Raw genomic sequence first — 12852 nt, 5'->3', positions numbered from 1 at the left:
TCGCTTTTAGTGAGCGCTTTGCCACCCCCCTCGACAATGAAATCACGCGAGAGGAAAGGGAATTGCCCCCGACTCGCGCCGCATCAGGAGGACGAAGAAAATGACCTCTCCCGAAAAGAAGACCTGCCTGCCGGGTGCCGCGAACCTCGAATTCATGCGCACCGTGGACCGTTCTCTGCTGCACCGCTGGGCGCTTTCCGAGGTGTTTCTCACCGACGCCCGCAAGACCGGCGAGGAGGAGTATCTCGCCGCCGCCCAACTGCCCCCGCTGCACGCCTACTACACCGAGCACACCTCACGGCTCGGCGCCCCGGACCCGATGCTGCTGCTGGAGTGCTGCCGGCAGGCCGAGACCTACGGCGGCCACGAGTACGCCGGGGTCTCGCGCAGCAGCAAGTTCCTGCTGCGGTCCTGGTCGATGGAGCTGCCGGGGCTGCTCACCCTCCCCCAGCAGGAGCGGCCCGGCGAGCTGCGCATCTCGGTGCGCACGACCAACCGCCGCGGTACGCCCGGCGACGTGCGCCGGCTGTCCTTCGGCATCGACATGAAGCTCGCCCAGCGCTGCCTCGGCTTCGTCCGCATGGACGTCGGCTACATCCCCTCCGAGGTCTACGACACGGTCCGCCTGCAGGGCCGGGGCCGCCCGCTGGTGCCGTTCCGGGACCTGCCCCGCCAGAGCGCGTACGTCGCCCCGCACCTGGTCGGCCGCAGCGACCCGGCGAACGTGGTCCTCAGCTCCGCCACCGTGGGCAGCGACAACGCCTCCGCGAGCGTCCGCGTCCCGCTGGACAACCGCAGCATGTTCGACCACGGCCAGGACCACGTGCCCGGCATGGTGCTCATGGAGGCCGCCCGCCAGCTGTGCCTGCTCGGCGTGTCCGACCTGTGGGGCGCCTCGGTCAGCCGCAGCACGGTCGCCGGCTTCGACTTCTCCTTCACCCGGTACGCCGAGCTGGACGCCCCCACGACGGTGCACATCCGCAAGACCGAGCCGTACGCGCACGAGGACAACCTCAGCCTGATGCTGCCGGACCTCAGGACCTTCCACATCGACTTCGAGCAGGACGGCGACGTCATCGCCTCCGGCCAGATGCACACCACCACCGCCTCCACGGGCGTCCCGCTGCTGGACGGCGAGGAGTGCGCATGACCCCCGACGGCATCTGGGTCGCGCCCGCCGAGTGGCTGCCGGCCACCGCCGAGAAGACGGCGGACGCGCTGGCCGCCGGCCGGGTGACCGGCGAGGAGGCGGACGCCATGGGCTACGGGCAGCTGCCCGTCTCCCACGACCTGGCCGCCCCCCAGATGGCGGTGCGCGCCGCCCGGCGCGCCCTGTCCCGGGCCGGTGTCCCCGCCGGGGACCTCACCGCCGTCCTGCACGCCTGGACGTACTACCAGGGCCACGACTTCTGGTCGCCCGCCCACTACGTGGCCGCCGGGACCGGCGCCCTGGAGGCGGTCCCGACCGGCGTCCAGCAGATGTGCAACGGCGCGGCGGCGGCCCTGCGCACCGCCGCGCACCAGCTCGCCGCGCGGCCCGGCGACGGCCCGGTCCTGGTGACCACCGCCGACCGTTTCGCACCGCCGGGCTTCGACCGGTGGGGCGGTGACTACGGCGTCTGGTACGGCGACGGCGCCACCGCGGCCGTCGTCGGCGCCGGACCCGCGGGCGCCCCGCAGGGCGCGCTCGCCCTGCGCGCCCTGAGCACCCGGGCGGCGCCGGAACTGGAGAGCGCCCACCGCGACACCGGCGACTTCCACCCGGCGCCGCACTCCCGCGGCGCGGCCGTGGACGTCCGCCGGACCAAGAAGGCCTTCCTCGCCGAGCACGGCAGGCCGCGCTTCCTCGACCGGCTGCGCCGGGAGACCACGGCCGTCCTGGCCGCCGCGCTGACCGAGGCGGGCATCGGGGCCGGCGGGCGGCGGCTGAGCGCCGTGCTGCTGCCGCGGCTCGGCCGGGCCACGGCACGCGACGTGTACGGCCCCGCCGTCGCCGAGGTCACGGACGCGCCCCTGGCCGACCTGGGCGAGTACACCGGCCACCTCGGCGCGGGCGACCTGCTGTCCAACCTGACCGCCCTGGCCGCCGACAGCGGCCCGCACCGACTCGAACGCGGCGGGTACGCCGCGGTGCTGAGCGCGGGCGCCGGGTTCACCTGGAGCGCCGTCGTGGTGCAGCGGACCTGAGCTCCACGCTCTCGCCCGACCCCCCTTCGTTTCCTTCGCTTACCCGACTTTCGATGAAAGGACTGTCATGGCGTTCCCTCAGCGCGAGGACCCCGGTGAGCGGCGTCCCGTCCTCGTCGTGGGCGCCGGCCCCGTGGGACTGGTACTCGCCACCGAACTGCTCGCGCAGGGCGTTGCGGTCCGGCTGATCGACCACTCGGCCGCCGGCCCCGTCCAGCACTCCCGGGCCAGCGTCGTCTGGCCGCGCAGCCTGGAACTCCTCGGCCGCATCGGCGCCTCCGAGCCTCTGGTCGAGCTGGGCAACCGGCTGGACTCGGTGCAGTACTACTCCGACAAGCGGCACCTCGGCGCCATCGAGATGAGCCGGCTCACCGACACCCCGTACCCCTTCGGCGTGGTCGTCCCGCAGGACACCACCGAGGAGGTGATCCGCACCCGGCTGGCCGCCTACGGCGGCGAGATCGAGTTCGGCTCCCTCACCGGGCTCGACACCTCGGGGCCCCGGCCGGTCGCGGAAGTACGGCGGCTCGACGGGAGCGCCGAACTGGTCGAGGCGGAGTACGTGATCGGCGCGGACGGCGCGCACAGCGCGGTACGCCGCTTCGCCGGCATCGAGCTGCTGGGCGCCGGCAACGACGTGCTGTTCGCGATCGGCGACGGCCCCGTGGCCGGTGACCTGGACCAGCACGCCCTCGTGTACTGCTACTCCCGCTCCGGCGCCCTGGGCATCGCGCCCTTCGGCGGCGGCCGCTACCGGCTCGCCATCAGCGTGCCGGACTGGCGCGAGGAGCAGGGGCCGCCGCCGGAGCTGTTCCAGCGGTTCGTCGACGAGCGTTCCCCGCGGCCCGGCGTCGTCGGCGAGCTCGACTGGTCGACGATCTTCCGCGCCCGGCGCCGGGTGGCCGAGACCATGCGCGCGGGCCGGGTCTTCCTCGCGGGCGACGCCGCCCACGTGTTCAGCGCGGCCGGCGCGCAGGGCATGAACACCGGCATCCAGGACGCCGTCAACCTCGCCTGGAAGCTGGCCGGCGTGGTCAGGGGCGCCTTCGAACCGGGCATCCTCGACACCTACGACAGCGACCGGCGTCTGGCCGCGGAGCGCATCGTGCTGACCACCGCCAAGCAGACCAGCTGGGGGCTGTTCAAGCGGCGCCACGAGCTCGCCCTGCGCGACGCCACCGTACGGCTGGCCCACCGGACCGGGGTGCTGCAGCGGTTCGGCGGCCCGCTGATGGCGCAGCACGACGTCAGCTACCGGCCGGCCGAGTCCCTGCGCGACACGCTGCCGGGGCTGACCCGCAGGATCCGCGTCGGCGACCGGCTGCCGGTGTTCGCCGCACACGACGACCCTCAGCCGGGCGCCGAACGCTGGCCCTCGATCGACCCGGCGCGGCTGACGGTGCTGCTGTGGGCCGGCGAACGTCAGGACGCCGCATGGCTGGCCGCCCGCGAGTCCGTGTCGACGGCCGCCCCCGACGGCGTGCCGGTGCGTGACATCTCGGCCTGGCCGGGCTTCACCGCCCTGCTCGGCACCGCCCCGAGGGCTCTCGTGCTCCGCCCCGACGGCCATGTCGCGGCGATCGTCGCCCCCGAGCCGGCGGCCGTCCGGACCGCGCTGCGCAGGGCGCGCAGCAGCTTCCGGGCGGGCGGCGCCTTCGCGCCGAGGACCCCGGCGGTCGTGGACGCCCCGGCGGCCCCACTGACGGCGCTGGCGGTGCCCGCCGCCCGTACGGCAGGTCAGGAGACCGGGGAGCTGGCGTCATGAGCCGCGTCGCGGTCCTGTGCGGCCTGGGCGGTGCGCTGCCCGAGAGGGCCGTCTCCAACGAGGAGCTGGCGGAGCAGCTCGACACCTCCGACCGGTGGATCCGCACCCGTACCGGGATCGGCCGGCGTCATGTCGTCGCCCCGGGCGAGGCCACCTCCGACCTCGCGGTGGCGGCCGGGCTGGACGCCCTCGGCTCGGCCCGCCGGACCGGCGGGGACGCCGCGGCCGGGGTGGACCTGGTGGTGCTGGCCACCAGCACGCCGGACCGGCCGTGCCCGGCCACCGCGCCGGACGTCGCCCACCGGCTCGGGCTGGGCACGGTGCCCGCCTTCGACGTGGCCGCCGTGTGCACCGGGTTCGTGTACGCGCTGGCCGCCGCGTCCTCCATGATCACCGCGGGGGTCGCGGAACGGGCCCTGGTGATCGGCGCGGACGTCTTCTCCACCATCCTCGATCCGGCCGACCGCACCACCCGGGCCATCTTCGGCGACGGAGCCGGCGCGGTGGTCCTGCGGGCGGGCGAGGCGGACGAGCCGGGCGCGCTGCTCGGCTTCGACCTGGGCAGCGACGGCTCGGGCGCCGACCTGATCACCGTGCGCGCCGGAGGCTCGCGCCAGCGCTCCACGCCCGAACCCCCGGGCGCCGGGGACCACTTCTTCACCATGGACGGCCGCCCCGTGTTCACCCGGGCCGTGCTGGACATGAGCCGTTCCTCGCAGACGCTCCTCGACCGGATCGGCTGGACCCCCACCGAAGTCGACAAGGTCGTGGCGCACCAGGCCAACATCCGCATTCTCAACGCCGTGGGCGAGCAACTCGGCCTGGAGGAGAAGCAGATCGTGGCCAACCTGGACCGGGTCGGCAACACCGTGGCCGCCTCGATCCCGCTCGCCCTGCGCGACGCCGCCGCCGACGGCAGTCTGCAGCCCGGCCACCGCGTGCTCCTCACCGGCTTCGGCGGCGGCCTCACCTGGGGCTCGGCCGCACTGGTCTGGCCGGCCCTGGAAACCGACTGACCTCACCGAGAACGACGCGACCACCGCGACACCGCGGCACCGCGGCACGAACAACGCGATCAACGCGATCAACGCGAACCGAACAACGAGAGGAAAACACCATGAGCACTCCCGTCATCCAGGCCCAGAAGTCCCTCAAGCACCGCGTCTCCGCCCTGATCAGCGAGAAGTTCGGCCTCGACGAGGCCGAGCTGCTGTCCGGCGCCACCTTCGACGAGCTGGAGATCGACTCCCTGATCCTCGTGGAGCTGAGCCTGATCCTGCGCAAGGAGATGGGCATCGTCCTGCAGGAGGGCGAGCTGAAGTCCGCCTTCACCCTGGACGAGGCCGTCACCGTGATCCGTGCGAAGGCGGATCAGGCATGAGCGGCGTGGCCCGGGGCCGCGGAGTCGCGGTCACCGGCATGGGCCTGGTCACGCCGGCCGGGATCGGCGTGGAGGAGAACTGGCGGCGCGTGCTGTCCGGTGTCTCCGCCGCGGCCACCGACCCCGAGCTGAAGGGCGAGAAGGTCGACATCTCCTGCCGGGTCCCCGGCTTCGACCCCACGGCCGAGCTGGGCCGGCGCACCGCATGGAAGCTGGACCGCTTCACCCAGCTCGCCGTGGTCGGCGCCCGGCAGGCGGTCGCCGACTCCGGCCTGGACACCGGGTCCTGGGACTGCACCCGGGTCGGCGTGGTGATCGGCAACTCGCTGGGCGGCGCGGCCACCCTGGAGAAGCAGCTGCGCACCTACTCCGAGGGCACCCCGGAGGACGTGTCGGCGCTGATGATCCCCATGAGCATGGTCAACATGGTCGCCGGATACGTCGCCATGGATTTGCGCATCCACGGTCCGAGTCTGGTCACCGCGACCGCGTGCGCGTCGGGGGCGTCCGCGATCGGCACGGCCCGCGAATGGCTGTTGTCCGGCCTGTGCGACGTGGTCCTGGCCGGCGGCACCGAGTCGGCGATCAGCCCCGGCACGCTCAACGGGCTGTCCCGGATGGGCGCGTTGTCCGGCCGTACCGACGAACCGACCGCGGCGTCCCGCCCGTTCGCGGCGGACCGCGACGGCTTCGTCGCCGGCGAGGGCGCGGCGATCCTCGTGCTGGAACGGTGCGAGGACGCCACCGCCCGCAAGGCCCGGCGCTATGCGGACATCGCCGGCTTCAGCGCCACCTCCGACGCGCACCACGCCACCGCCCCGCATCCGCGCGGCGAGGGCCTTGCACGGGCGCTGCGGGCCGCGCTGGACGACGCCGGAGTGCTCCCCGACGAAGTGGAGCACGTCAACGCGCACGGCACCTCCACCCCGATGAACGACCTCACGGAGGCCCGTGCCCTGCACTCGGTGCTCGGCGACCGTGCGGCGGTCACCTCCACCAAGGGCGTCACCGGCCACACCCTCGCCGCGGCGGGCGCCGTCGAGGCGGCGTACACCGCGCTGGCGCTGTACCACGGCGCCGTACCGCCCACCGCCAACGTGGAGTCGCTGGACCCGGCGATCGACGTCGACATCGACGTCGTCACCGGCTCGGCGCGACACCGGCGGATGAACGTCGCCGCGAGCACCTCCCTCGGGTTCGGGGGGCACAACGCCGCCCTGGTCCTCACCGCCGCCGCGTGACGGGGGCCGGGGTGCGAGCACCCCGGCCCCCGGTCCCCCTCGACAGAAAGGAAGTGCACGTGACCACGCGCAGCCTCGGCCCGACCGGACTCGACGTCCACCCCGTCGGCCTCGGATGCATGGGAATGAGCTGGGGCTATGCCGAGTCCCAGCGCGAGGACGCCGTCTCGGTCGCGGTGATCCGGCAGGCCATGGACGCCGGGCCGGTCCTGCTGGACACGGCCGACGCGTACGGCGAGGGCCACAACGAGACCCTCGTCGGCCGCGCCCTCGCCGGACGCCGTGGCGACGCCGTGGTCGCGACCAAGACCGGCATCGTCGTGGACGACCTCGCCACCCGCGCCCTGAGCCGCGACGGTTCCCCCGAGCACATCCGTCGCTCGGCCGACGCCTCCCTGAAGCGGCTCGGCCTCGACGTCATCGACCTGTACTACCTGCACCGCGTCGACCCCGCCGTACCGCTGGAGGAGTCCTGGGGCGCGCTGTCCGAGCTGGTCCGCGCGGGCAAGGTGCGCCACCTCGGGCTGTCGGAGGTGACCCGGGAGCAGGCCGACACGGCTCACCGCGTCCATCCGGTGGCGGCGGTGCAGTCCGAACTGTCCCTGTGGACGAGGGAACCGCTCGACCCCGGGACCGGGATCTCCGGCTGGTGCGCCGCGCACGGCGCCGCCTTCGTGCCGTTCGCGCCGCTGGGCCGGGGTTTCCTCACCGGCCGCTACTCCCGGCCCGACGATTTCGAGGCCGGCGACTTCCGGGCCACCAACCCCCGTTTCACGGGCGCGGCGTTCACCGCCAACCTGCGCATCACGCGCGCGGTGGAGCAGGTCGCCGCCCGGCACGGCGCCACCGCCGCCCAGGTCGCCCTGGCCTGGACCCTCGCCCAGGGCGACCACGTCATCCCCATCCCCGGCACCAAGCAGCCCCGCTACCTGACGGACAACCTGACCGCGGCAGCCCTGCGGCTGACCGCACAGGACCTGCGGGACCTGGACACCGCCCCCGCCCCCACCGGCAGCCGCTACTGACCGCACGCCTGCCCCTCGTCAACGCCCCGACAGCTTTCACCAGCCCTCGACAGCCCTCGCCGGCCCTCGACAATCAGGAGCACACCATGCCCGATCAGCCGGACGGCGCCTCCGTGCCGTCCTCCTACACCGTGGCCGTCGTCGGTCTGGGCGGCACCGGACTGGCCCTGGCGCGCCGACTGGCCGGCGCGGGGCTCACCGTCGTCGGCGTCGACGACGACCCGGCGGCCCTGGTCCGCGTGCAGGACCTGAGCCCGTCCGAGCGCCCCCGCACGGTGACCCGCTTCCCGGCCGGGGTCGCCGCGGCCGACCTGGTCGTCGAGGCCGTACCGGAGCCGGCGGCGCTGAAGCGGCTGGTGCTCGCCAAGGTGCGCCGGCACCTCCGGCCCGGCACCCCGGTGCTCACCACGGCGTTGACCACGACCCTCGCCGAACTCGGCGAGGCCGCGGGACCGGACCTGTTCGCCCTGCGCTTCCTGCGCGCGGACGGCCTGGACGCCGTGGAGGTGGCCCGCGCTCCCGGCGCCGGGGACGACGCGGCGGAGCGTGTGGACCGGATCCTGACGGCGGCCGGGATCACCGCCCACCAGGTCGTCGACCGGCCCGGCTCGCTCGCCCCCGGTCTGCTGCTCGGCCTGCTGAACCGGGCCGCGTGGATGGTCCACGACGGGTACGCGACCGCCGAGGACGTCGACACGGCGATGCGGCTCGGCTGCGGCTGGCGGGAGGGTCCGCTTGCCGTGCTGGACGCGATCGGCCTGGACACGGCACGCGACCTGCTCTCCCGCCTCGCCGAGACGGCCGACGGGCACGCGGCGCCGGCGCCCGTCCTCGACGAACTGATCGCCCGGGGCGCGCTCGGCCGCAAGACGGGCCGCGGCTTCCACCGCCACGACCGGGACGAGGGACCACGCCGCCCGGCGGAGCCGACCGCCCCGCCCGGACGCCGGGTGGTGGTCGTGGGCTCGGGGACCATGGCCACCGGCATCGCGGAGTCGTTCGTGCGCGGCGGCTTCGACACCACCCTGCTCGCCCGGACCGAGGAGAAGGCCCAAGCGGCCGCGGAGCGCGTGGAGTTCGCGCTGCGCCGCACGGGCGCGGACGACGAGGGACGGGAGAGCGGCTTCACGGCGACCGCCGACCGATCGGTGCTGGGCGCGGTGGACCTCGTCGTCGAGGCCGTGGTGGAGGACCTGGAGGTCAAGCGGCGGCTGTTCGCCGAGCTGGGCGCGGTCTGCGCGCCGCGCACCCTGCTGGCCACGTCCACCTCCAGCCTGCCGGTCGCCGCCTGCACGGAGCCCGCGGGACGGCCCGCGGACGTGCTGGGCCTGCACTTCTTCAACCCGGCCGCGGTGATGCGCCTGGTGGAGCTGGTCCCGACGGAGGGCACCAGCAGGCACAACCTGGCCCGGGCCCGCGCGGTGGCCGAACAGCTCGGCAAGCAGACCGTGCAGTGCGGCGACCGGGCCGGTTTCATCGTCAACGCGCTGCTCTTCCCGTACCTGAACCAGGCCCTCGCGCTGCTGGACGCGGGCGAGACGACGACCGCCGCGCTGGACGCGACCGCGCGCGGCGTGGGCGGCCAGCCGCTCGGTCCGGTCCGGCTGCTCGACACGGTCGGCGCCGATGTGGCCCTGGAGGTGCAGCGCCGTCTGCATGCCGACCCGCGCTGCCGCGCGCCGGAATCGGCCCCGCTGCTCAAGCAGTTGGTGGCCGCGGGGCACCTGGGCCGCAAGACGCCCGGCAAGGGCGCCCGTACCTATCTGGCCTCCCGCGCCACCGCACCGGTCCCCGCGTCCGTCTGATCCCGCCGGGCGGCGGCCCCCGGCGCGGGGCGGCCGCCCGGCCCCGACCGCACCCTCCCCCGCCACCCGCACGGAAGGCCGTACCCCATGTCCGAAGTCCCCGGCGCACCGAACGCCCCCGTCGACATCGCCTTCTTCGACGTCGACGAAACGCTGATCACCGTCAAGAGCATGTTCCGCTTCCTGGAGTTCCACTACCGCGAGCGCGGTCTGCCGCCGTCCGCCTACGAGGAAGCGGCGGGCGCCCTGCGGCGCAGGTCGGCGGCGGGCGTCTCACGGCTGGTCACCAACCGCGAGTACTACCGGCTGTACGCGGACCGCCCGCGCGACGAGTTGTTCGCGCACGGCCGCGCCTGGTTCGACGCGGAAATCGCCGGCGGCACGCTGCTGCATCCGCCAGTGGTGTCCGCCCTGCGCCGGCACCGGGAGCAGGGGGCGCTGATCGTGCTGGTGTCGGGCTCGTTCCGGCCGTGTCTGGAGCCGGTCGCGGAGCTGCTGGGCGCCGACGAGATCCTCTGCAGCGAGCCGGAGTACGTGGGCGGGTACTGCACGGGTCTGGTGGAACGCCCGGTGATCGGCGTCGAGAAGGGCCGGCTGGCGCGCGCGCTGATGCGGCGGCGCGCGGTTTCCCCTTCGCACGCCGCCGCCTACGCCGATCACGCCTCCGACCTCGACCTCCTTCGCTCCGCGGGCCATCCCGTCGCCGTCGGCGACGACATGGTGCTCGGCGCCCATGTCGCCGAGGTGGGCGGAGGCACGCTGCCGGGGGTCGGCCGCGCCGCGAACGTCAGCCGGTCGGCTCCTTGGCGACCGACACCAGCGCGGTGAAGCACAGGCTGCCCTCCTGCTGCATCGTCACCAGGAAGCGCGCCCGGCCGAGTTGGTCGTCGGGCAGATGCCGCGCCTCCACCCAGCAGGGGGAGTCGAGCTCGACGTAGCGGTGGAAGACGGTCTCCATCGCCTCCGCGACGCCGACCCGGGGGTGCCGTACGGTGCGCACGGCCTGCTTGGCCGCCTCCAGCAGGAGGATGCCCGGGGCGTGGTCGCTGGGGTGGTCGAAGTACATCGGGTGGTGGGTGTCGACCCGCAGCTGCCAGCGGTCCGTGGCGTCGGTGGGTGAGAGCACCACGTCCCGGAACTCCTGGCCGGCGCCGGAGACCGGCGGCGGCAGCGGGCGGCTGCGGGCCAGCTCCAGCATGCGGTGGGCGTCGCCGTGCGCGCCGCGCAGCCGTTCGTAGATGGCGGGCGGCTGGATGGTGAACCGGGTGTGGGCGGTGGCCAGTTGCTCGCCGTCGCGCAGCACGGTGATGTCCAGGGACAGGGCCGAGACCCGGCCGCGGCGGCGGACCACGTCGTAGCAGCGGATGTGCAGATCGGGCCGGCCGCCGATGCCTTCCTCGCGCAGCGTCCTGAGGTCGAGGGCGTAGCGGTACTCGCTCCAGAGCAGACGGTGGCCGAACGGAACGTCGTAGGCGGCGTGCGACAGCAGCGGAAAAGTCTGCCGAATCGTTTCCGTGAGCAGGACGGCGCTCTCCTCCCCGCGGTCCCCGGCCGCCACGAGAGCCCCGGCGTCCGTCCAGTCCGCCGCGACCAGGAACTCGTCCTCGGCCAGGCGCTTCAGGTCGCAGAGCAGTACCTGGCCGACGTCGTGCTTGTGGACGAGGGCCTTCGCGACCCGGGCCGGTCTCGAAACAGCAGCCGTCACCATCTCGTTCATGTGGAACCCCCCTGTTTCCGGCGTCGACATGCGCTGCCCCCGCACACTGGCGGAGGCGCGCCACGAGCCAGTAACATAGAGGACGTTCTTTTTCTTGTCGAGACCGGGATGCAGCCATGGCACGAGCGAACACGAATCGCGCGCCCAAGCAGGAGCGCGCGATTCACACCCGAGAACAGCTCTTGAAGGCGGCCGCGGAGGTCTTCGACGAGTACGGCTACGCCGGCGCCGGGATCAACAAGATCCTGCAGCGTGCGGGCGTGACCGCGGGGGCGCTGTACTTCCACTTCAAGGACAAGCAGAACCTCGCGATCGAGGTGATGAACGCCCAGCGCAGCACCATCGAGCCGCATGTGCCCACGACCGGCCTGCAGCGCCTGGTGGACATCACCCTCATCTGGTCGCACTCGCTCCAGGCCGACCCGCTGCTGCGCGCCGGCGTCCGGCTGACCGGCGAGCAGGCCGCCTTCGGCCTGCAGGACGCCACGCCGTACACGGTCTGGGCCCGCAGCTTCGAGGAGTGCCTCGAAGTGGCGCGCTCCCAGGGCGAGTTGCGCGATCACGTACGCATCGACGAGCTGGCCGAGTTCGTCGTAGGCGCGTGCACCGGCATGCAGGAGTACGCGCAGGTCGTCTCCCGGCGGGCGGACCTGCCCCGCCGCACGGCGAACATGTGGCGCCTGCTGCTGCCCGGCATCGCCACCGACTCGGCTCTCGACGGGATCGAGAACAGCGAGGAGCGCGCTCTGTCCCTGTGGACGACCGTGAGCGCGTCCGACCAAGGGGAGGGAACCGACTCATGACCGACCGACCGCACCGACTGCGCCGTCTGCGACTCGCCGCCGTCAACATCGACGGCGTCCTGCTCAACGACACCTTCAGCCCGCTCATCCACCGGTTCGTCACCCGCCGCGGCGGCGTCTGGTCGGCCGACGTCGAGCGCAGCGTGTTCTCGCAGCGGCAGGCCGACGCGGGCCGCGCCATGGCGGCGGCGGTGCCGCAGGCGCTGACCGGCGAGGAGGCCCTGGCCGCCTACTTCGAGGAGCGCGCCGCCTACCTCGTCGATCACCCCGTGGAGGTCACCGAGGGAGCCGAGGCGCTCCTGCGACGGCTGCGCGCCGCCGGGCTCGACGTGGTCTGCTACGGCGGCCTGGCCAAGTCCCACTTCGACGAGCATCTCGGTTCCCACGCCGGGCTGTTCACCCCTCCCCACTACCTCTGCACCAACGACGTGCGGCCCGGACTGCGGGAGATCACCGCGCACTTCGGGCTGGAGCACGGCCAGGTGCTCTTCATCGACGACGTCGCCCGGGTCGCCGAGGCGGCGAAAGCCCTCGGGGCGCCGTTCATCGGCCGGCCCACCCGGTTCGAACACAGCCACCAGGCCGAACTGATGCGGCAGGCCGGCGCACGCCACATCGTCGACGGACTCGACGAGATCGACGACGCGCTGCTCCGCACGGTGGACGAGGAGGCCTACGCGGCGTCCGCCACACCGTGGCCTACGGGGACCGACACCCTGCGGACGGCGGGAGCCGGCACGCCGTGGCCGACGTCGGCCGACTCCCCGCGCCCGACGGGCACCGGCACGCCGTGGACGGCGGGGACCGGCGAGCTGGTGCCGACGGCCCGGTAGCGCCTCTTCACCGCCGGGCCGTCCGGGCGCCCCACGCAGAAGCGGGGCCCGGACGGCCCGTCGGCCCGCCCTGTCGTGTCGTGTCGTGTGGTGGT

The 12852-nt window shown here is 73.8% G+C and carries 12 protein-coding genes; 11 read left to right on the top strand and 1 reads right to left on the bottom strand.

Annotation, left to right across the window (positions count from 1 at the left end):
* Nucleotides 1-100: 100 nt before the first annotated feature.
* The 9 genes from ACZ7DE_RS26065 (at nucleotide 101) to ACZ7DE_RS26025 (ending at nucleotide 10232) form a co-directional block, all read left to right on the top strand.
* Entirely contained in the window at nucleotides 101-1150 is a 1050-nt protein-coding gene (locus ACZ7DE_RS26065; protein WP_470765173.1) for an AfsA-related hotdog domain-containing protein, read from the top strand.
* A complete protein-coding gene (locus ACZ7DE_RS26060; RefSeq protein ID WP_470765171.1) occupies nucleotides 1147-2187 on the top strand; it encodes a beta-ketoacyl-[acyl-carrier-protein] synthase family protein in 1041 nt (346 codons plus the stop codon). Before ACZ7DE_RS26065 ends, ACZ7DE_RS26060 begins: the two co-directional genes overlap by 4 nt.
* A gap of 67 nt (nucleotides 2188-2254) precedes the next feature.
* Nucleotides 2255-3952: an FAD-dependent monooxygenase gene (locus ACZ7DE_RS26055; protein WP_470765169.1), complete on the top strand. Its 1698-nt coding sequence runs from the start codon at nucleotides 2255-2257 to the stop codon at nucleotides 3950-3952.
* Nucleotides 3949-4968 (top strand): beta-ketoacyl-ACP synthase III, encoded by a 1020-nt coding sequence (locus ACZ7DE_RS26050; protein ID WP_470765167.1) that lies wholly within the window; start codon nucleotides 3949-3951, stop codon nucleotides 4966-4968. The genes ACZ7DE_RS26055 and ACZ7DE_RS26050 overlap by 4 nt, the downstream gene beginning before the upstream one ends.
* 101 nt (nucleotides 4969-5069) lie before the next feature.
* Entirely contained in the window at nucleotides 5070-5333 is a 264-nt protein-coding gene (locus ACZ7DE_RS26045; protein ID WP_470765164.1) for an acyl carrier protein, read from the top strand.
* Nucleotides 5330-6574 (top strand): beta-ketoacyl-[acyl-carrier-protein] synthase family protein, encoded by a 1245-nt coding sequence (locus tag ACZ7DE_RS26040; protein ID WP_470765162.1) that lies wholly within the window; start codon nucleotides 5330-5332, stop codon nucleotides 6572-6574. Before ACZ7DE_RS26045 ends, ACZ7DE_RS26040 begins: the two co-directional genes overlap by 4 nt.
* A 59-nt stretch (nucleotides 6575-6633) precedes the next feature.
* Entirely contained in the window at nucleotides 6634-7599 is a 966-nt protein-coding gene (locus ACZ7DE_RS26035) for an aldo/keto reductase (protein WP_470765160.1), read from the top strand.
* An 86-nt stretch (nucleotides 7600-7685) separates the two neighbouring features.
* Complete coding sequence (locus tag ACZ7DE_RS26030; RefSeq protein ID WP_470765159.1) at nucleotides 7686-9404, top strand: 3-hydroxyacyl-CoA dehydrogenase family protein; 1719 nt, start codon at nucleotides 7686-7688, stop codon at nucleotides 9402-9404.
* An 87-nt stretch (nucleotides 9405-9491) separates the two neighbouring features.
* Entirely contained in the window at nucleotides 9492-10232 is a 741-nt protein-coding gene (locus ACZ7DE_RS26025; protein ID WP_470765157.1) for an HAD family hydrolase, read from the top strand.
* Here ACZ7DE_RS26025 and ACZ7DE_RS26020 read toward each other — a convergent pair.
* Nucleotides 10192-11121, bottom strand: a complete 930-nt coding sequence (locus ACZ7DE_RS26020; protein ID WP_470765155.1) for a ScbA/BarX family gamma-butyrolactone biosynthesis protein — start codon at nucleotides 11119-11121, stop codon at nucleotides 10192-10194. The genes ACZ7DE_RS26025 and ACZ7DE_RS26020 overlap by 41 nt on opposite strands.
* A gap of 116 nt (nucleotides 11122-11237) precedes the next feature.
* Between ACZ7DE_RS26020 and ACZ7DE_RS26015 the strand changes: the two genes are divergently transcribed.
* Both ACZ7DE_RS26015 and ACZ7DE_RS26010 read left to right on the top strand, forming a co-directional pair.
* Entirely contained in the window at nucleotides 11238-11924 is a 687-nt protein-coding gene (locus ACZ7DE_RS26015) for a ScbR family autoregulator-binding transcription factor (RefSeq protein WP_470765154.1), read from the top strand.
* Entirely contained in the window at nucleotides 11921-12757 is an 837-nt protein-coding gene (locus tag ACZ7DE_RS26010; RefSeq protein ID WP_470765152.1) for an HAD family hydrolase, read from the top strand. Before ACZ7DE_RS26015 ends, ACZ7DE_RS26010 begins: the two co-directional genes overlap by 4 nt.
* Nucleotides 12758-12852 lie beyond the last annotated feature (95 nt).

This window comes from Streptomyces sp. NPDC037083 (genome assembly GCF_055606485.1).
This window is presented reverse-complemented; position numbering and strand designations above follow the sequence as displayed.

Coding starts and splice junctions, on each gene's coding strand:
- ACZ7DE_RS26060 (WP_470765171.1), top strand. CDS start 1,147: ATGACCCCCGACGGCATCTGGGTCGCGCCCGCCGAGTGGCTGCCGGCC.
- ACZ7DE_RS26050 (WP_470765167.1), top strand. CDS start 3,949: ATGAGCCGCGTCGCGGTCCTGTGCGGCCTGGGCGGTGCGCTGCCCGAG.
- ACZ7DE_RS26045 (WP_470765164.1), top strand. CDS start 5,070: ATGAGCACTCCCGTCATCCAGGCCCAGAAGTCCCTCAAGCACCGCGTC.
- ACZ7DE_RS26020 (WP_470765155.1), bottom strand. CDS start 11,121: ATGAACGAGATGGTGACGGCTGCTGTTTCGAGACCGGCCCGGGTCGCG.
- ACZ7DE_RS26055 (WP_470765169.1), top strand. CDS start 2,255: ATGGCGTTCCCTCAGCGCGAGGACCCCGGTGAGCGGCGTCCCGTCCTC.
- ACZ7DE_RS26030 (WP_470765159.1), top strand. CDS start 7,686: ATGCCCGATCAGCCGGACGGCGCCTCCGTGCCGTCCTCCTACACCGTG.
- ACZ7DE_RS26025 (WP_470765157.1), top strand. CDS start 9,492: ATGTCCGAAGTCCCCGGCGCACCGAACGCCCCCGTCGACATCGCCTTC.
- ACZ7DE_RS26065 (WP_470765173.1), top strand. CDS start 101: ATGACCTCTCCCGAAAAGAAGACCTGCCTGCCGGGTGCCGCGAACCTC.
- ACZ7DE_RS26010 (WP_470765152.1), top strand. CDS start 11,921: ATGACCGACCGACCGCACCGACTGCGCCGTCTGCGACTCGCCGCCGTC.
- ACZ7DE_RS26040 (WP_470765162.1), top strand. CDS start 5,330: ATGAGCGGCGTGGCCCGGGGCCGCGGAGTCGCGGTCACCGGCATGGGC.
- ACZ7DE_RS26015 (WP_470765154.1), top strand. CDS start 11,238: ATGGCACGAGCGAACACGAATCGCGCGCCCAAGCAGGAGCGCGCGATT.